Below are 18,358 nucleotides of genomic sequence, written 5' to 3'. Positions count from 1 at the left end.
GCCGGAAACGGCTCCCCCGAGCTCCGGCGCCTCGGCGACCGAGCCCTTCCACGGCCCCCACCAGGCCGGGATCGCCACCGTCCCCCAGACCCACGCCGTTTTCGTCGGCCTGGACCTGCTGCCGGGCACCGGCCGCGAAGCCGTCGTACGGATGATGCGCCTGCTCACCGACGACGCCCGCCGCCTGACCCAGGGCCGCCCCGCCCTGGCCGACACCGAACCGGAACTGGCCGCGCCTCCCGCCCGGCTGACCGTCACCTTCGGCTTCGGCCCCGGCCTGTTCACCGCTGCCGGAGTCCAGGACCGGCGGCCGGCATCGGTGACGCCCCTTCCGCCGTTCGTGATCGACAAGCTGGACAAGCGGTGGGGCGGCGCGGACCTGCTGCTGCAGATCTGCGCCGACGACCCCGTCACCCTCGCCCACGCCCTGCGCATGACGGTCAAGGACGCCCGCTCCTTCGCCCGGGTGCGCTGGACCCAGCGGGGATTCCGCCGCAGCCCGCAGGCCGCGGCCCCCGGCACGACCCAGCGCAACCTCATGGGCCAGCTGGACGGGACCGTCAACCCCCAGCCCGGCACGCCCGACTTCGACCGAGCCATCTGGATCGGCGACGGCCCACGGTGGCTGCACGGCGGCACCACGCTGGTGCTGCGGCGCATCCACCTCGAACTGGAGACCTGGGACGCCGCCGACCGGGTGGCCAAGGAGTTCACCATCGGCCGCCGCCTGGACACCGGCGCCCCGCTGACCGGACAGAGAGAGCACGACGAACCCGACTTCGACAGACTCAACGCGGTCGGCTTCCCGGTCATCTCCGAATACGCCCACATCCGCCGGGCCCATGTCACCGACCCGGGCATGCGGATCCTGCGCCGGGTCTACAACTACGACGAGGGCCTCACCCCCGAGGGGCACGCCGACTCCGGACTGCTGTTCGCCTCCTACCAGGCCGACATCGACCGCCAGTTCGTCCCCGTCCAGAAGAGACTGGCCGAGGCCGACCTGCTCAACGAGTGGACGACCCCCATCGGCTCCGCGGTCTTCGCCATCCCTCCCGGATGCTCACCCGGCGGATGGATAGGAGAGACCCTCCTGTCCTGACCCGTCCCAGTCCGGCACCGCCCTGTTGATCGTGGCCGGCGACCCCGTGTCGGCCTGGAGCCACTGCGGGTCGCCGAAGGCGCTCGACCAGCGGTCTTCCCCGCCGCCGTCCACGGCTGCGGCGGCGGGGAAGACCGCGTTCCCGGCCGACGACGCGGTGACGGGCCTGCCCCGCGACAGCAGGGTGCCGGCGGCCGGGACGGTCCCCTGCCCACCGAGCTCGGCGTCAGGATCTCGGCCCAGGGCGATCACGAGGTATCACCGGAGCACGTCGGCTCACAGTGGTGACCGGGTCGGAAAGGCCGTTGTTTTCGGGGATTGTCACGCATTGCGATCAAGAGCATGCTTGGTGTCGGCGGTCCACGCCCACCGGTTTCCCACGCGACGCACGTCTCGGTGAGGGAGGGCGGAGCCCCGCCGACCGTGATCGGGCACGTCACCCAGGAACGTCACGAGGGGACCCATGCAGGAAGCACCTGGTACCGGGCGATTACCGCGCCGTTCCGTACTGGCCGGCGCGGCCGCGCTCGGCCTGTCGGTAGCGGCAGCGGCAGCCGAGTCCATGTTGTCGCCCACCGCGGCGGCTGCGGAGAGCCGGTACACACTGGACGGCTGGCGGTTCTGCGTGAACTGCTTCGAGCTGTTCCTGGTCGACTTCACGGTCGACCAGAGTCTCTGCCCGCGCACCCGCGGCCCGCATCAGGCCGCGGGCTGGACCTTCCGGCTGACATACAACCTGAGCCCCGCCGGCACGGGCGAGAGCGCCAACACCCAGAGCAATTGGCGGCACTGCTACCGATGCGCGGCACTCTACTGGGCACCCAGCACCGCACAGAAATGTCCGGCGGGTGGGGCGCACAGCTACATCCACCCGGGTGGCTACCCCCGGCAGTTCCTGCTGCCTCACGACATCGGCGAGCCGGCCTGGACGCAGCACCAATGGCGGTTCTGCTTCAAGTGTTCCGCGCAGTTCTACAACGGCTACGCCTACAAGGGCGAGTACGGCCTGTGCCCCTATGACTACATCTACGGCCACACCGCCGCGGGATACGACTTCGCGATCCCGGTCTCGGCCTATACCTGATCACCTGACAGTCCCGCTCACGCCGCCCTTGAGCCGGCCGCGTCTCCTTCGGCGGGGGCGTCCCAGCCGCGGGCCGCCCGCAGGACGTCGAGCTCGGGGCACAGGCGGGCCAGCAGCTCGATCATCGCCTGCGGGCTGCGTCGACGGGTCGCCCGGACGGAGTCCTCATTGGTGCGTGCCAGGTAGGCGGGCAGCGTCATTGGTGCGTGCCAGGTAGGCGGGCAGCGGCTCATCGTTGGCGGAAACGGCACCGCCGTACCCGTTCCGGCTGCCTGAGGGCCGGCGCGGGTGGTCGTTGAGACCATGTCCGACGACATCATGAACGTTCCAGCCCGTACAGGCCGCCGGCCGTGCCCGATCCTGCGGATCCGGCGATCCGGGCAGGTCGAGCGGCGCGCGGCGTTCACGCGGGAACAGAGGCCGGGTATCGGTCACAGGACCGAGGATCGTCATGCCGTGACAGTCAGCCGTCCCGGCACGACACATGGCCACGGGTTTCCGGGACACCGCCTCGCAGCTCTCGCCTCAACGTGTGGGCCTGGTGCAGGTAGTGCTGGGCGAGAGCGGTACGGCCCGCCGACTGGTGCAGCTCGCCGAGCGTCTGGAACGCGGCGGCCTCCCCGCTCCGGTCGCCGAGCTGCTGGAAGATCGCCAGTGAGCGCTGCAGCTGGTCGGAGCCACGGGACCGATCGCCCTTCTTCACCTGCAGCCCGCCGAGGCTCCGCATGGCGTAGGCGCCGCAGTGACGATCGCCGAGCGTCTCGAAGATGTCGAGCGCGCGCCCCTGGACGCGCATCGCCTCGTCGGATCGGGCCACCAGGTCGTACAGCCGCCCGAGCTGCATGGATACGCCCCCCTCACGATGGGCGTCGCCGAGCTCCTCGGCCAGCCACAACGCCTCCCCGAGCCATTGCGAGGCCCGCTGGAAATCTCGCAGTGTCAGGTACACCCGTCCGATCGCCTGCCGGGCGTAGGCCTCACCGCTTCTGTCGTCCATGACGAGGAACATGGCCAGGGCCTGCCGGAAGTGTCCGAGTGCCTTGATGTGTTCGCCGGAGAACTGGTCGGCCGCTCCCAGCCCGCAGATCGAGATCGCCTCTCCGCGCCTGTCGCCCAGCTCGTGGAAGATCACGCGAGATCGCCGGAACATCTCTCTCGCCTCGGCGTATCGATCCTGGTAGAGGCAGACCTGGGCCAGGCCGCGGAGCATGGCGGCCTCGCCGTTGAGGTCCTCGGCCATGCGCGCGGAGTCCAGCGCGACCTGATGCGTGTGCCGCCACTCGTCGAACCGGCAGTTGAGGTCGAAGTAGGGGACGAGCGCCGCGGCGAGTCCCCACGAGGCGTGCGACAGTCCCGCGTCGGCGGCCAGCCGTACCGCCGCCACCAGTGACTCCCGCTCGGCGTCGAACCACGGCAGCGGGTCGGCGGTCAGGTGTCCGAGGGCCTCTCCCGCCCGGTCCCACCGGGGCGCCGCCGCGGACGTCAGGCTGAAGAGCGTGGTCGGCAGTCGCGACGAGGCCTGTTCCGTGGCGGTCATCCACGCTCCGAGCACCCTGGCGAGGGTATGACGCTCGCCGTCGCCGCCGGCCTTCTCCTTGGCGTTGCAGCGGGCCAGGTCGTGCAGCCGGTAACGGCGCTGGCCGATCGCGTCCGTCCCCGCCAGTTGCACGAGGTTCACGTCCACGAGAGCGTCCATCACCGTCTCGGCCCGGTGGCGGTCCAGGACGGCGTCGACCACCCAGCCGGGCAGGGACTGCGGGCCGAGAAGGCCCAGCGTCCTGTAGGTCCTGGCCGCGTCGTCGGGGAGCTGCCGGTAGCTGCGGTCGAAGGAATCCCGTACTTCCAGGTCGCCCGCTCTCAGCTCGTCGAGCCGGTTCGACTCGTCGTCCAGCCGTTGCCGCAGCACGCTCAGCGGCCAGCCCGGCCGACCGGCGAGCCTGGCTCCCGCGATCCTGACTGCGAGCGGCAGGTACCCGCAGGAGTGGAGGATCGCCGAGGCGGCCTCCCTCTCCCCGGCCAGCCGCTCGACGCCCACGATCTTCCCCAGGAACTCCTCGGCCTCAGGGGGTGACAGGACGCCCAGTTCCAGCTGCAGCGAGCTGGGCAGCTCCGTGATCCGCCGCCGGCTCGTCACGAGCACCGCGCAGCCGTTGCCGGGAAGCAGGGCCCGCACCTGTGCCGCGTCGGCGGCGTCGTCGAGGAAGACGAGCATGGGACGTTCCGCCAGCAGGGAGCGGTACAGGGCGGAGCGTTCGTGCGCCGTGGGCGGCAGGTCCGCCTCACCGGCCCCCAGCGCCCGCAACGCCTCGGCCAGGAGGTCGCCGAGGTCGGTGGGGGCGGCGGCCGTACCGCCGAGGCCGAGGTAGAGCTGGCCTGCGGGGTAGTCGGCCCGTACGGCGTTCGCGCAGTGCACGGCGAGCGCCGACTTGCCCACGCCCGGCGGCCCCACGACCACCGCGATCGACGGCGGCTCGTCCGACGGCCGCTCTTTGGGCGACAGGGCTCGCGCCAGGGCGGCGACGGCCTCCGCCCTACCGGTGAAGTCCGGGATGTCCGGCGGAAGCTGCTGGGGTGCGATCACGCTTCGCGCGGAGGGCGCAGGGGGCCGCTGGAGGGCGGACGCGGCCGGCACGGCGGGCGGGAGCTCTCCCGCGAGGACGGCCGCGTGTACCGTGCGCAGGTCGGGACCCGGTTCGATGCCGAGCTCGTCGACCAGCTGCTGCCTGACGGTGGTGTAGGCCTGCAGCGCTTCGGCCTGCCGTCCGCTCCCGTGCAGGGCGAGCATCAGCTGCCGCCAGAGATCCTCCCTGAAGGGATGGACCTTGACCAGTTCCCGCAGGTCACCGATCGCGGCCGGGTACTCCCCTCGCGCCATTCTCATGGCGGCCAAATCCTCGACGGCGCCGAATCTCGTCTCCGTGAGCGAGCGCAGCCGCCCGTCCCACTGCGGGCTGGCCGGCAGATCGCTCAACGGCGTGCCGTGCCAGAGCGCGAGCGCCCGGCGTAAGCACTCGACGGCCTCCTCGTCGCGGCCCGCCGCCCGCGCCCGGGCGACCAGGTCCTCGAACAGCAGCGCGTCGAGCTGCTCGGTCCGTAGCTCGACCGCGTAGCCGGACGGCCTGGCCAGGATCTGCGCGCCGGCCGCGCCGAGGGGGCCGCGCAGGAAGCTGACGTAGGTACGGAGGTTCGCCAGGGCGGACTGCGGACGGCGCTGGGGCCACAGCGTCTCCACGAGCTCGTCCGAACCGACTGCCTGGTTCGCGCTGAGCAACAGGGAGGCCAGCAGGACCCGCGGTTTCGTGCCCGCGATGGGGAGCGTCCCTTCCGACATCCGGACCCGCAGAGAACCGAGAACGCTGAATACGGGCTGATCAACCACCATGACGCAGGTACTCCTCAACGGAGGCTGGCAACCGGTTGTTGTTGCGCTGGAAGGCCTTTATACCGATTTCGGATGTTCTTTGTATGGATTCCTCGCACTCTTGATCCCCAGCGAGAGCCTTTCGACGGGTCCGGCTGACAGCGCACAGCGCGGGCCGGACCTTCACCCCCCGCACCGCAGAAGGGATCCATATGAGACTCAACGGAGTGCTCATGGCGGGATTAGTCCTGCTGCTCGGCCTGGGATCGGGTGCGGCGACGTCCGCCGCCGCCGCGACCCTACCGGCCGCCCCCACGCCGAGCCCGACGGCCACGCAGTCGAGCCCGGCGCCCACGCCGACCGCCGCGGCCGGGGAGAACAACGACCCGCCGGACGAGGCCGCGGTGGCCGAGCAATCGGTGACGGTCCTGGCGTCCACCAACTTCCAGCTCCCCTTCCCCTGCGGCCAGGCCTGGGCCGGCAACAGCAGCGGGAGCAGCGCCCACAGGGCCTACGAGATCGACTTCAACCGAGGCGGTACGGCGGACGCCGACCTGGGGGACACCGTCGTCGCCGCGGCGGCGGGCACGGTGGTCATCTCCTCCCACCAGGGATCGACCAACGGATACGGGAACCTGGTCAAGATCGACCATGGCGGGGGCTGGACGAGCTTCTACGCCCATCTGAACTCGCGGTCGGTGAGCGCGGGGGCCAAGGTCTCCCAGGGCCAGAAGGTCGGCACGGTCGGCAAGACCAGCAAGCCGGGCAACAACATCTCGGCCCACCTGCACTACGAGGTGCGTCAGGGCGAGGGCTACCCGGGCAACATCCGCAAGGCCGTCTTCAACGGGTCCACGTTCGGCTACCCGACCCAGACCCTCACCTCGAAGAACAAGTGCGGCGGCACGAACCCGCACACCGCGCAGTCGGTCTGCGGCAGCGGCTACACGGTGATCGACTCCGCCGCCCTCGGCACGGCGGGCACCGTCTACCTGCTCTACAACAACGCCAACGGCAACAACTGCGTCGCCACCATCAAGAAATCCTCCCTGGGCACGGCGACCGCCACCGCCGCCTACCTGGAAGTCCAGGGCAAGACCCGCGTCACCGACAGCGGCAGCTTCACCTACTACGCCGGCCCGGTACGCGCCGCGGCCGCCGGCAAATGCGTCAAATGGGGCGGTAAGGCCGGCTCGTCCGCCTACAACAGCCCCTTCGAACACTGCGGATAGCCCGTCCGGTCATCCCGCGTCCGGGACGGCGCCGTGGCCCCCGGCAGGGGGACGGGCGCCGTCCCGGCAGGCGTCCCGCGGTTCGAGCCGCCATCCGGGAAGCGGTCTCCGCGAACTCGTCCTTATTCCCTCGCTGCCGGCGTCAGGGAGATGTTCCAGAAATCGGCGTAGCGGCCGCCGTGGCGTAGCAGTTCGTCGTGGCTGCCCTCTTCCACGATCCGGCCGCCGTCCAGGAAGACGATGCGGTCGGCGCGTCGGACGGTCCGCATCCGATGCGCGACCATCACGACCGTCCGGCCGGCCATCAGCCGCTCGATCCCCTCGTGGACGGCCGCCTCGTTCACCGGGTCCAGCGCGGAGGTCACCTCGTCCAGCAGCACGATGGGCGCGTCCTTCAGCAGAGCCCGCGCGATCGAGACACGCTGGCGCTCACCGCCCGACAGCAGCGCGCCGCCCTCGCCGACGTTCGCCGCCCACCCGCCGGGCAGCCGCTCGATCACCTCGTCCAACCGCGCCGCGGTCGCGGCCGCCCGCACCGCGGCTCCGTCGGCGTCGGGACGGCCCAGACGCACGTTCTCCTCGATCGTGCCGTCGAAGAGGTAGACCTCCTGGAAGACGATGGCGATCCGCGCCGTCAACACCTCGGTGCTGATCGCGCGCACGTCCACGCCCCCCACCCGCACCGCGCCCGCGTCCACGTCGTGGAACCGCGCGAGCAACTGCAGCAGCGTGCTCTTGCCCGCACCCGACGCTCCGACAACGGCAACGCGCTGTCCCTGGGGCACGGACAACGACACCTCGTCGAGCACCGTGCGGTCGCCGTGCCGGAAGGTGACAGACTCGAACTCCAGGTCATGGCCTGCCGGCTGGATCGGTTCGGGGGCTTCCGGCAGCGGCTCGGTGCGCAGGACCGCGTCGAGCCTGGCCAGCTCGGAACGCGCGCCGCGGAGTTTGCCACCGATATCCGCCAGCGACAGCAGCGGATCGGCACAGCGGGCGGCCAGCACCAGGATCGCCAGCACCTCCGCCGCGCCGATGTTCCCGCCGAGCGCGAGATAGGCGCCCAGGGCCAGCAGCACGGTGAACATCGCCTGCACCGTGATCGTCAAGCCGATCATGCCGGGCAGCGTCGCCAGCACGGTACGGCGGGACGCGCGCTGCACTTCCCGCAGCGAGTCGTCGAGCGACGTGAAGCGTTCGCCGCTCCGGCCACCGGCGCGCAGCACCGGCTGGGCCTGGAGATATTCGATGACCCGCCCGGTGGCCTCCTGGTCGCGTTCGTGGCGCTGCGCGTCGGCGGCGGCCGTCGAGCGGCCGGTCCAGACCTGGATCGCCACCACAAGCGGTACGGCGACCAGCGCGGCCAGCCCCATCTGCCAGTTGAAGGCGAGCATCACGCCAACGATCGTCACAGGGGTGACGAAGGCGGAGATGTAGGGCGCCAGCAGATGCGCGATCACGCCCATCGTCTCCAGCACGCCCTGGCTGGCCAGGACGGACACCTCCCCGACCCGGCCGGTGCTGTACCAGCCGAGGGGCAGCCGGGCCAGATGATCGCCGAGGCGGTGGTACATGCCACGCAACAGCGTGGTTCCGGCGCGGAAACCCAACAGATCGCTGACATAGCGCAGCACCGCGTAGATCGCGACCGCGCCGCCGAACGCGATCAGCCAGGGCAGCGCGTCTGCGGGGTTGCTGCCGAACAGGGTCCGCAGCACGGGAACCAGCAGGGCGTAGGACAGACCCTCGACGATCGCGGTCATCGTCATCAAGGCCACGGTGCGACGCACCGGCCGGGCGTACTGGTGTCCCAGCACGCGCAGCAGCATTCCGATCATCGGGGCTCGCCTCCTTGAAGTACGCCACTGCGGGTCTCGGTCTCGTCGGCCGTCGCCGATCGGTGGGATCGCCAGAACGCGGCGAACTTCCCGTTCTGTGCCAGCAGCTCGGCGGGCCTGCCGCGCTCGACGATCGACCCGTTCTCCAGCATCACGACGGTGTCGGCGTCGGCGACCGTCTCCAGCCGGTGGGCGATGACCAGGATCGTCCGATCGCCCCCCAGCGTGGCCAGGGCCCGGCGTACCGCCTGTTCGGTCTGCGGGTCGGCGAAGGCGGTCGCCTCGTCCAGCACCAGGACGGGCGCGTCGGCGAGCAGGGCGCGGGCGAGCGCGATCCGCTGCGCCTCGCCGCCCGACAGCCCGGCGTCCTGCCCGAGCACCGTGTCGTAGCCGCATGGCAGCTCGAGAATCCGGTCATGGATGTTCGCCAGCCGGGCGGCGCGGATCACGTCGTCGAAATCAGCATGCGGTACGGCAAGCGCGATGTTGTCCGCGACCGACGCGCGCAGCAGGCGCACGTCCTGGAAGACGAAGGAGACCGTCCGGTGGAGCTCCCGGCTGCCGATCTCGCGCAGGTCGACGCCGCCCAGGACGACGGAGCCGTGGGTCGGGTCGAAGAAGCGCGGCAGCAGTTGGACCAGCGTGGACTTGCCGCTGCCCGACGGCCCGACGATCGCGGTGACCGTGCCCGGTTCGAGGACCAGGTCGATCCCGCGCAGCACCTCGCGATCGGCTCCGTAGCCGAAGCGGACGTCACGCAGTTCCACCCGGTGGCCCTGCGGCGCGATCGGGTGCGCGGGCTCCGGCAGCGGAGCCACCTCGAGCACGTCCCGGATCCGGCCGACCGCGCGCCGGGCGGCCTGCAGGTCGTCGAAGCCGTGGCCGAGGGCCGCCACCGGAGCGGTCAGGCCCAGTCCCAGCAGCAGGAAGGGCAGCAGGTCGGCCGGGGCCAGGCCACCGTCCGTGATCAGAGCCGCACCGCCGATCAGCACGACCAGCAGCACGAACGGCGGCGACAGCACCAGCTGCATCCCCGCGGCGATCACCGAGACACCGCGCACCCACCGGTAGAAGATGCCGACGAAATCGTCGGTGGCCGTGCGGAACCTGCGGTGGGCGCGCCCGGCTCCGCCGAACGCCTTGACCACCGAGATGCCCTGGACGAACTCGACCACGGAACTCGCGATCCGCCCCATGGCCGCGTCGAACTCCTCCTGCTCGCGCAGCCGGGCCGGGGTCATCATCAGCGGGACCAGCGCCACGGCCAGCACCACCGGGATCAGCGTGATCAACGTGAGCCGCCAGTCGACGGTGAACAGGTAGACCAGCGACACCAGCGGCACCACGAACGCGGAGACGAACTCGCCGGGAGTGTGGGCGATGAACGGGTGCACGGCACTCACGTCCTCGCCCACCACCTTCGCCAGCTCGCCGGTCCGGCGCCGGGACAACCAGCCGATCGGCACGCGCCCCAGCCGCGCGGCCAGGTGCCGGCGGAACGACAGTTGCACCCGGCCGTCGAGAAGATGCCCGATTCCGGACGACGCGGCCGTGAACAGCAGGCGTACGGACAGGCCGGCCGCACCCATGATCATGACGGACCAGACATGACCGTGATCGATCGGACCGGTCGACAGCAGCGTGCGGCCCAGTTCGACGACCGCCAGCAGCGGCGCCAGACCCGCGACAGCGCCGATCACCTGCAGGATCGCCACGGTCGCGAAACTCCGCAGATGCGGGCGCAGCAGCCCTGCCAGGCTCTGTCCCGCCGCGGGACCGGCCTCCGGTGGTGGTGCGGGCCGCTCCCTCGCCTCGGCGAGGTCGGTGGCGTTCATCGTTCTCCGTTTTCGTCGAACTCGTGATCGAGCCCGTGGCCGGGCCGATGGTGGTTGAGGGCAGGGGTCGAGGGGGCCGGTCTAGGCTTCGGTCCGCTTCTCCAGCCGGCTGCCACGCGGCAGGGTGACGGCCATGATGTTGCTGGGGATGTCCAGCTCGATGCGGTGCCATCGCCCGCGCGGGACGATGGCGGCGGTCCCGGCCGTCAGCCTGATCTCCTCCTCCTGTTGTCCCGGCCGCTCCGGACGGAGGTAGAGGCGTATCTTCCCGATGAGGCAGGACACGACCTCCTCGGCCTCGGGGTGGACCTCCCAGTGGTCGGCGTGGACGTCGGCGCCGGTCTTCGCATGGAAGGCCGTCAGCTGCCAGCCGTCCTGGTCGGCGCCCCTCGCTCTTTTCCCGGCGTGGATCTCGCCGCCTTGGTGAAGGCGGATGGAGGACGCGAAGAGATCGATCGGGGTGACAGTCATGCCGGGACATCCTTCCTGCAGTGGTCTTTTCCCTGGTGGGTTGCGGCATGGGGATGGATGCCGGCCGATGCCGGGCCGGGACCGGAACGCGGTCATCGGCCCGCTCGGCCCATGACCGGCGCAGGACGGTGAGGGCGCCCCCGGCGGCTCTCCGGGCTCACGTGGCGGGACTCGCCCGTGACTTGGATCGTGTGCATGCCGGACATCGTGGCGTCCGGGCCGGTCAGCGGTCATCCTGCCCGGGGAGACTCCTCCGCCTGGTACCCGGGAAGCAGGCTCGGCCCTACTACGTCCCAGGAAGTAGTGATTTATTACGACATGCGGCGGAGGAGTCTCAGCCGAAAAGCCCTTAATCTACGCAAATGAGATTTACGGGCCGGTGGCGGCCACTCGCCCAGGACGGCCTGCTGGCTGCGGTGATGGCCGTCCTGCTGGCGATCGTCGTGCTCAACACGCCGCGCGCGGGCGCGCTGGATCTCACGGCCGCCCTCGCCGGCTCGCTCGCGCTCGTCGCCTGGCGGCGGGCGCCCCTGGTGTCGTTGCTCGTCAGCACGGCCTGCATGCTCGTGGTCGCGGCGCACATCCAGCCGGGCCCGCCAGCCGCCTTTCCCGTGCTGGTGTCGGTGTTCGGCGCGGTCAGGGCCGGCCATCGGCTGGCCCCGGCGCTGGCGGGCGTGCTTTTCCTGGGTGCCGACCTGGTGGCGCACCTGCCCGCCGCCGACGGGTCCGGGCAGAATCTCCACAGCGCCGCACTGCTGGTCGGCTGGTTCGTGGCGGCCGGCGTGGCGGCGACGATGATCCGGCACCGGCAGGCGTACCTGGAGGCGGCCGAGCAGCGGGCCGCCGAGGCCGAGCGCACCCGCGAGGAGGCGGCCCTGCGCCGCGCGGGCGAGGAGCGGCTGCGCATCGCCAGGGAACTGCACGACTCGCTCACCCACAGCATCTCGGTCATCAAGGTCCAGGCCGGGGTGGCTGTCCACCTGGCACGCAAGCGCGGCGAGGACGTGCCCCCCGCGCTGCTGGCCATCCAGGAAGCCAGCGGCGACGCCATGCGCGAGCTGCGCGCCACCCTGGAGGTGCTGCGCGACTCCGGCCGCTCCGACGGCGAGGTCCCGGCCAGCGGCCTCGACCGGCTCGACGACCTGGTGGAGCGGGCCCGCTCGACCGGGCTGCCGGCCACCGTGACGATCTCCGGCACGCGGCGGGAGCTGCCGGCCGAGGTGGACCGGGCCGCGTACCGGATCGTCCAGGAAGCGCTCACCAACGTCTCCAGGCACGCCGGCGGGGCGGCCGCGGCGGTGCGCGTCGACTACGCGGACGAGAAGCTGGTCGTGCAGGTCGACGACGACGGCAAGGCCGACCCGGACGCGCCGCCCGTGCCCGGCACCGGTCTGCTCGGCATGCGCGAGCGCGTCGCGTCGCTCGGCGGCCGGCTACGGGCCGAGCCCCGCCCCGCAGGCGGCTTCACCGTACGCGCCGAACTTCCCCTTGGAGAACCATCGTGATCCGCGTGCTGCTCGTGGACGACCAGGCGCTCATCCGCGGCGGCTTCCGGGCCCTGCTGGAGATCGAGGACGACATCGAAGTGGTGGCCGAGGCCGTGAACGGCGAGCAAGGCGTCGCGCTCGCCCTCGAGCACCGGCCCGACGTCGCCCTCGTCGACATCCAGATGCCGGTGATGGACGGCATCGAGGCGACCCGGCTGATCGCCGCCGACGAGCGGCTGAGCGGCGTCCACGTCGTGATCCTGACCAACTACGGCCTCGACGAGTACGTCTTCAACGCGCTCCGCGCCGGCGCCTGCGGCTTCATGGTCAAGGACACCGAACCCGCCGACCTGCTGCAGGGCGTCAGGGTCGCGGCCCGCGGCGACGCGCTGCTGTCCCCCGCGATCACCCGCCGCCTGATCGGCGAGTACGTCGCCCGCCGCCCCGCGTCCGCGCCCGAGGGGCTCGACGTGCTGACCAACCGCGAGCGCGAGGTCACCGCGCTGGTGGCCCGCGGCCTGTCCAACGACGAGATCGCCGCCCACATGGTGATCAGCCCGACTACCGCGAAGACGCACGTCAGCAGGGCGATGACCAAGCTGCGTGCCAGGGACCGCGCCCAGCTCGTGGTGTTCGCCTACGAATCCGGCCTCGTCACCCCGCGGCGCGGCTGATCGCGTGCCGCTCGACCGGTGGGAGTCCGCTCTCGGCCCCGGCGGCCCCCCGGCCGGACATCAGGAAGGTGCGGATCTCCTCGGCCTCCGGCACGCCGAGCTCCTCGTAGAGGCCGAGGGCCAGCCGTCCGTGCTCGCCCGCGTGCTCCGGGTGCCCGAGGCCGAGGTGGGCGCGCGCCAGCCCGTCGTGAGCACGCGCCTGTTCCGGCCGGTTGCGCGTCGCGAGCGCGAGCGCGAGCGCGTCCGCGTGCTCCTCGACCGCCCGGGCCGGGTCGCCCGCCGCCTCGGCAAGCCCGTTGAGCGCGGCCGCCTCGTCGGCGGTGTTGCCGAGCTCGCGGTACAGGGCCGCGGCCTGCTCGTGGCGGGTGCGTGCCTGAGCGAGCTCGCCTTGATGCCGGAGGACGACGCCGAGGTGGTTGAGGATCACCGCCTCGCCGGCCGGGTTGCCGACCTTGCGGTGCAGCGCCAGCGCCACGTCGAGATGGCGCCGGGCATCCCGCGGGCGGCCGGCCCGGTCCAGGACGAGGGCGAGGATACCGAGCACGTGGGCCTCGCCCCAGGTGTCGGCGCCGATCCGGGTGAGGTCGAGTGCCTGCGTGAGGTACTGCTCGGCCTCCTTGTCCTGCCGCCGGCGCAGGGCCACGTTCCCCAGCGTGAGCAGTGCCCTGGCCCGCTCATACGGCTCCTCGCACGCCTCCAGGGCCAGGTGAGCGTGCTCCTCCGCGCGTTCGTACTCACCGAGCCGCCAGTAGGTCCACGCCAGGTCGCTGAGCGCCTGCACCTCGAAGTCGCGGTGGGCGTGGCCGAGCTTGCGTGCGCGCTGGAGCGCCAGGGTCTGCAGCGTGAGCGCGTCGTCGTGGTGCGCCTGCCGGTCAAGGTAGGGGCGCAGCGCCAGAGCCAGCATGCCCACGCAGATCTCGGGTCCGTGGACGGCGGTCGCGATGATGTTGCCGCGTTCGGCGTCCAGCCAGGTGATCGCCTGTCCGGCGTCGCGGATGGGCGGGATCGGGGTGGTCGGCTGCGGGATGCCTTCGCGGTGGCTGAGGCTGTCGGGGAAGAGCCGGTCCACGGCGGCGCGGGAGCGGTGCAGGTAGTAGGTGAGCAGCTGCAGTACCGGGACGGTGCCGTCGTCCTCGGCGATCGAGCGCGCGTGGTCACGGAGCAGGTCGTGGAAGGTGTAGCGGCCCGGTTCGAGCTGCAGCAGCATGTGGGCGTCCAGGAGGCCTTCGAGGAGTTCTTCGGCCTCCTCCTCGGTGATCCCGGCCAGCGCGGCCGCGCCGTACGGATCGATGTCGCGCCCGGGCGCCAGCCCGAACAGGCGGAACATGCGCTGCTCGGCCTCGTCGAGCTGCTCGTAGGACAGGGCGAAGGCCGCCGAGACCCCGTCCAGGAGCCGGCGATGGTCGCGTAACCGGTCGGCCAGGTAGGAGACGGTCCAGCGTGGGCGGTGCTGGAGGCGGGCGGCCGAGATCCGGATGGCGAGCGGGAGATGCCCGCACAGCTGCAGCACCTCACCGACCGCCTCCGGCTCGTCGCGGGCGCGTTCGCCCACGATCCGCTCGAACAGCCCGGCGGCGTCCTGTTCGCCCAGCACGTCGACCGACAGCGCATGCGCGCCGTCCAGGGCGACCAGACGCCGCCTGCTGGTGACCAGGACGAGGGTGTCGGAGTGCCCCGGCAGCAGGGGCCGCACATGATCGGCGTCCAGGGCATTGTCCAGTACGGCCAGCACACGGCGATCGGCCAGCTCGGCGCGCCACAGGGCGCTCCGCTCGGCCAGGGTGACCGGGATGCGGTCGGCGGGCACCCCCAGCTGGCGCAGCAGGGTCTCCAGTGCGGCCGCGGCGTCGACCGGCTCCCGGCCCGCGGTGTGCGCCCGCAGGTCGATGAAGAGCCGGCCGTCCGGATAGCGGGCGGCCAACTGGTGGGCCACGTGGACGGCGAGGGTGGTCTTGCCGATCCCGGCCATGCCGTCGATCGTGACCACCGGCCCGTGGTGCTCGCCCGCGAGCCGTTCCAGCTCGGCGGCCCGCCCGGAGAAATCGGGAATGTCGTAGGGCAGGAAGGAGCGCTGCGCCGCCCTGGGCTGCGGAGACTCGACCGGCTGCGCGGCGTCGGCCAGGCGGAGCGCCGGATCGTCAGCCAGGACCGCCCGCTCCAGCTCGGTGAACGCGTGCCCGGGATCCAGGCCCTGTTCGTCGGCGAGAGCCGTACGGTAAGAACGCGCCGCTGCCAGGGCGTCGGCCTGCCGCCCCGCCCGGTGCAGTGCCAGGACGAGATGGCCGGTGAGCTTCTCGCGCAGCGGGCCGGCGGCCACCTGGGCGGCCAGCTCGTCGAGCAGTTCGTCGTGCCGTCCGGCGGCGAGCTCGGCCTCCACCAGGCGCTCGTAGGCCGACAGCCGCCGGTCGTGCCAGAGCTCCCGGACGCCGCTGACGTACTGCGCGTGCACGTCCTCCACCGCCTCGCCGCTCCACAGGTCCAGCGCCTTGCGCAGCTCGCCGGCGGCGACCAGCTCGGTGAACTCCTGCGCGTCGACCTGCCCGGGCTCGGGCTGCGCGACGTAGCCGCCGCTCCGCGTCTGGAGGAGCTCCACGGCTCCCGCACCGCGCAACACCTTGCGGAGCGCGGTGATCGAGGCGTGGATCTGCGATCGGGCGGTGTCGGGCTGGTCGTAGCCCCACATCGCGTCGATCAGCCGCTCGATGCTGATCACCCGGCCGGAGTTGAGCAGGAGGTAGGCCAGCACCGCGCGGTGGCGTGGGGCGATGCCCGTGAGCGGCTCGCCGTCGACGATCAGCTGGACTGGGCCGAGCAGGGTGAAGCGCAGCATCGTTCCTCTATGACATCGCATCGTGAGTGCATAGCGAATGTATCAATCCGGACAGCCAGTCTGATCTCACACCGACCGAGACCGGAGGAGAACACGATGGAAGCCCGGATGAAGAACCCCGCCACGATCATCCCCGCCGCGCAGAAGCCGATCTTCGAGCTGATGCAGGCCGCCCAGTCGCAGGGGCTGCCCCAGGAGCTGATGGAGATGATCCACCTGCGGGTCAGCCAGATCAACGGCTGCAGCTTCTGCGTCGACGCCGGCTACAAGAACCTGCGCAAGCTCGGCGAGAGCGACGAGCGCGTCGGCCTGGTGGTCGCCTGGCGCGAGGCTCCCTACTACACCGACGCCGAGCGGGCCGCCCTCGAACTGGCCGAGGCCGCCACCCGGCTGGCCGACCACACCGACGCGGTCCCCGACGAGGTGTGGAACAACGCCGCCGCCCACTTCGACGAGAAGCAGCTGGCCTCCATCCTGCTGATGATCGCCGTCACCAACCTCTTCAACCGCCTCAACGCCCCGATCCGGCAGGTCGCCGGCACCTGGTAAACCACTCACCGAAGGAGGAACCGACATGTCTGTCGTCCGCACCCACCGCTACTCCGTCGCCGGCGCCGATCTTGAGGAGTTCCTGGCCCGCCGCAGCTCGCTGATCGCGACCGTCCGGGAGGGCCACCCCGGGCTCACCCACGCCACCCTCATCCAGCTCGAGGACGGCACCTATACCGACACCTGGCACTGGGAGAGCGCCGAGCAGCTGGGTACCGCGCTCGCCGCCCTGCCCACCTTCTCCGAAGCGCCGCTGACCATGGCCCTCACCAAGGACGGCACCGCCCAGAACGGCCAGGTCATCGACGAGCACTGAGACACCCGGCCGATGCCGGAGGACACACGGACTGACTCGAGGGCGCTCGCCGCGGCCGGACGCGGCGTCCGCCACGGCCGCGCACGTCCATCGTCCCGCCGCCTTCGGCCGCGGACCCCGGCGTCATCGACGGCGAGCGCCCTCCATCGCCGGGATGACGGCCAGGGGCATCTACGCTGGCATCCTTCCGGCCACCCCCCCGACGCCGACGGAGACCGCGAGACGGTCCCCCCACAAGATGGAGACACGATGAGCATGGCCACGAGTCCGGACGCGCAGTCGCCCGCGCCGCATGTCGCCGACAGCCACGATCTGATCCGTGTGCAGGGCGCGCGCGTGAACAACCTCAAGGACGTCAGCGTCGAGATCCCGAAGCGCCGGTTGACGGTGTTCACCGGCGTCTCCGGTTCGGGCAAGAGCTCGCTGGTGTTCGGCACGATCGCCGCGGAGTCGCAGCGGCTGATCAACGAGACCTACAGCGCCTTCGTGCAGGGCTTCATGCCGACGCTGGCGCGGCCGGAGGTCGACGTCCTCGAAGGGCTGACGACGGCGATCATCGTCGACCAGGAGCGGATGGGCGCCAACCCCCGCTCCACCGTCGGCACCGCCACCGACGCCAACGCGATGCTGCGGATCCTCTTCAGCCGGCTCGGCCGGCCGCACATCGGCTCGCCCCAGGCCTTCTCCTTCAACGTCGCCTCCGTCAGCGGAGCGGGCGCGGTCTCGTTCGAGCGCGGCGGGAAGAGCGTGAAGGAGCAGCGCGACTTCAGCGTCACCGGCGGCATGTGCCCGCGCTGCGAGGGCATGGGCCGGGTGACCGACATCGACCTGACCCAGCTCTACGACGACTCCAAGTCGCTCAACGAGGGCGCGCTCACCGTCCCGGGCTACAGCGTGGACGGCTGGTACGGCCGGATCTTCAGCGGCTGCGGCTTCTTCGACCCGGACAAGCCGATCCGCGACTACACCGAGGCCGAGCTCCGCGACTTCCTCCACCGCGAGCCGACCAAGGTGAAGGTCGAGAACATCAACATGACGTATGAGGGTCTGGTTCCGAAGATTCAGAAGTCGATGCTGTCGAAGGACAAGGAGGCGCTGCAGCCGCACATCCGGGCGTTCGTGGAGCGGGCGGTGACCTTCACCGCCTGTCCCGAGTGCGGCGGTACCCGGCTCAACGAGGCGGCCCGTTCCTCGCGGATCGGGGGGATCAACATCGCCGATGCCTGTGCGATGCAGATCAGTGACCTGGCCGGTTGGGTGCGCGGGCTGCAGGAGTCGTCGGTGGCGCCGTTGCTGGCCACGCTGCAGCAGTCCCTGGAGTCGTTCGTGGAGATCGGGCTGGGGTATCTGTCGCTGGATCGGCCCTCGGGCACGCTGTCGGGCGGTGAGGCCCAGCGGGTGAAGATGGTGCGCCATCTGGGCTCCTCGCTGACCGATGTCACCTATGTCTTCGACGAGCCCACCACGGGGCTGCACCCGCATGACATCCAGCGGATGAACGGGTTGCTGCTGCGGTTGCGTGACAAGGGCAACACGGTGCTGGTCGTGGAGCACAAGCCGGAGACGATCGCGATCGCCG

General features: G+C 71.2%; 15 protein-coding genes. 8 read left to right on the top strand and 7 right to left on the bottom strand.

Going from position 1 to position 18,358, the window contains the following annotated elements:
* A partial coding sequence (locus tag CA984_RS31545) for a Dyp-type peroxidase (RefSeq protein ID WP_086577128.1) occupies positions 1-1,102 on the top strand: 1,102 nt, incomplete at its 5' end.
* Here the strand turns inward: CA984_RS31545 and CA984_RS31540 are convergent.
* Positions 1,064-1,354: a discoidin domain-containing protein gene (locus CA984_RS31540; protein ID WP_207621116.1), complete on the bottom strand. Its 291-nt coding sequence runs from the start codon at positions 1,352-1,354 to the stop codon at positions 1,064-1,066. The genes CA984_RS31545 and CA984_RS31540 overlap by 39 nt on opposite strands.
* A gap of 211 nt (positions 1,355-1,565) precedes the next feature.
* Between CA984_RS31540 and CA984_RS31535 the strand changes: the two genes are divergently transcribed.
* Positions 1,566-2,186 carry a hypothetical protein gene (locus CA984_RS31535; RefSeq protein WP_133061830.1) on the top strand — a complete coding sequence of 207 codons (621 nt, stop codon included), beginning with the start codon at positions 1,566-1,568 and terminating at the stop codon, positions 2,184-2,186.
* 17 nt (positions 2,187-2,203) lie between these two features.
* Here CA984_RS31535 and CA984_RS31530 read toward each other — a convergent pair whose 3' ends face one another.
* Entirely contained in the window at positions 2,204-2,386 is a 183-nt protein-coding gene (locus CA984_RS31530) for a hypothetical protein (RefSeq protein ID WP_086577126.1), read from the bottom strand.
* Between the two features lie 263 nt (positions 2,387-2,649).
* A complete protein-coding gene (locus tag CA984_RS31525; RefSeq protein ID WP_086577125.1) occupies positions 2,650-5,568 on the bottom strand; it encodes an AfsR/SARP family transcriptional regulator in 2,919 nt (972 codons plus the stop codon).
* Positions 5,569-5,780: 212 nt separating this feature from the next.
* Between CA984_RS31525 and CA984_RS31520 the strand changes: the two genes are divergently transcribed.
* On the top strand, positions 5,781-6,779 hold the full coding sequence (locus CA984_RS31520) for a M23 family metallopeptidase (RefSeq protein WP_242676278.1): 999 nt from the start codon (positions 5,781-5,783) through the stop codon (positions 6,777-6,779).
* 122 nt (positions 6,780-6,901) lie between these two features.
* On the opposite strand, the gene CA984_RS31515 is transcribed toward CA984_RS31520, so the two are convergent.
* The 3 genes from CA984_RS31515 to CA984_RS31505 form a co-directional block, all read right to left on the bottom strand.
* Complete coding sequence (locus CA984_RS31515) at positions 6,902-8,617, bottom strand: ABC transporter ATP-binding protein (RefSeq protein WP_086577124.1); 1,716 nt, start codon at positions 8,615-8,617, stop codon at positions 6,902-6,904.
* A complete protein-coding gene (locus tag CA984_RS31510; RefSeq protein ID WP_086577123.1) occupies positions 8,614-10,452 on the bottom strand; it encodes an ABC transporter ATP-binding protein in 1,839 nt (612 codons plus the stop codon). The genes CA984_RS31515 and CA984_RS31510 overlap by 4 nt, the downstream gene beginning before the upstream one ends.
* 81 nt (positions 10,453-10,533) lie before the next feature.
* Positions 10,534-10,923 (bottom strand): cupin domain-containing protein, encoded by a 390-nt coding sequence (locus CA984_RS31505; protein WP_086577122.1) that lies wholly within the window; start codon positions 10,921-10,923, stop codon positions 10,534-10,536.
* 362 nt (positions 10,924-11,285) lie between these two features.
* Between CA984_RS31505 and CA984_RS31500 the strand changes: the two genes are divergently transcribed.
* Positions 11,286-12,428 (top strand): sensor histidine kinase, encoded by a 1,143-nt coding sequence (locus CA984_RS31500; RefSeq protein ID WP_086577121.1) that lies wholly within the window; start codon positions 11,286-11,288, stop codon positions 12,426-12,428.
* Positions 12,425-13,084: a response regulator gene (locus tag CA984_RS31495; RefSeq protein ID WP_086577120.1), complete on the top strand. Its 660-nt coding sequence runs from the start codon at positions 12,425-12,427 to the stop codon at positions 13,082-13,084. Before CA984_RS31500 ends, CA984_RS31495 begins: the two co-directional genes overlap by 4 nt.
* Here the strand turns inward: CA984_RS31495 and CA984_RS31490 are convergent.
* Positions 13,065-15,914 (bottom strand): AfsR/SARP family transcriptional regulator, encoded by a 2,850-nt coding sequence (locus CA984_RS31490; protein WP_207621115.1) that lies wholly within the window; start codon positions 15,912-15,914, stop codon positions 13,065-13,067. The genes CA984_RS31495 and CA984_RS31490 overlap by 20 nt on opposite strands.
* A gap of 96 nt (positions 15,915-16,010) precedes the next feature.
* Here CA984_RS31490 and CA984_RS31485 point away from each other — a divergent pair, with 96 nt between their 5' ends.
* The 3 genes from CA984_RS31485 to CA984_RS31475 form a co-directional block, all read left to right on the top strand.
* Positions 16,011-16,463: a carboxymuconolactone decarboxylase family protein gene (locus tag CA984_RS31485; protein ID WP_086577119.1), complete on the top strand. Its 453-nt coding sequence runs from the start codon at positions 16,011-16,013 to the stop codon at positions 16,461-16,463.
* Between the two features lie 25 nt (positions 16,464-16,488).
* The gene (locus CA984_RS31480; protein WP_086577118.1) at positions 16,489-16,779 is read left to right on the top strand and encodes a hypothetical protein; all 291 of its coding nucleotides are present in this window, start codon (positions 16,489-16,491) and stop codon (positions 16,777-16,779) included.
* A gap of 249 nt (positions 16,780-17,028) precedes the next feature.
* The coding region (locus CA984_RS31475) for an excinuclease ABC subunit UvrA (RefSeq protein ID WP_479725540.1) at positions 17,029-18,358 on the top strand (1,330 nt) is incomplete at its 3' end.

The sequence above is a fragment of the Streptosporangium minutum genome (assembly GCF_002149035.1).
GTDB classification, from domain to species: domain Bacteria; phylum Actinomycetota; class Actinomycetes; order Streptosporangiales; family Streptosporangiaceae; genus Streptosporangium; species Streptosporangium minutum.
The sequence above is the reverse complement of the archived record's forward strand: the minus strand, read 5'-3'. Positions and strand labels throughout refer to the sequence as shown.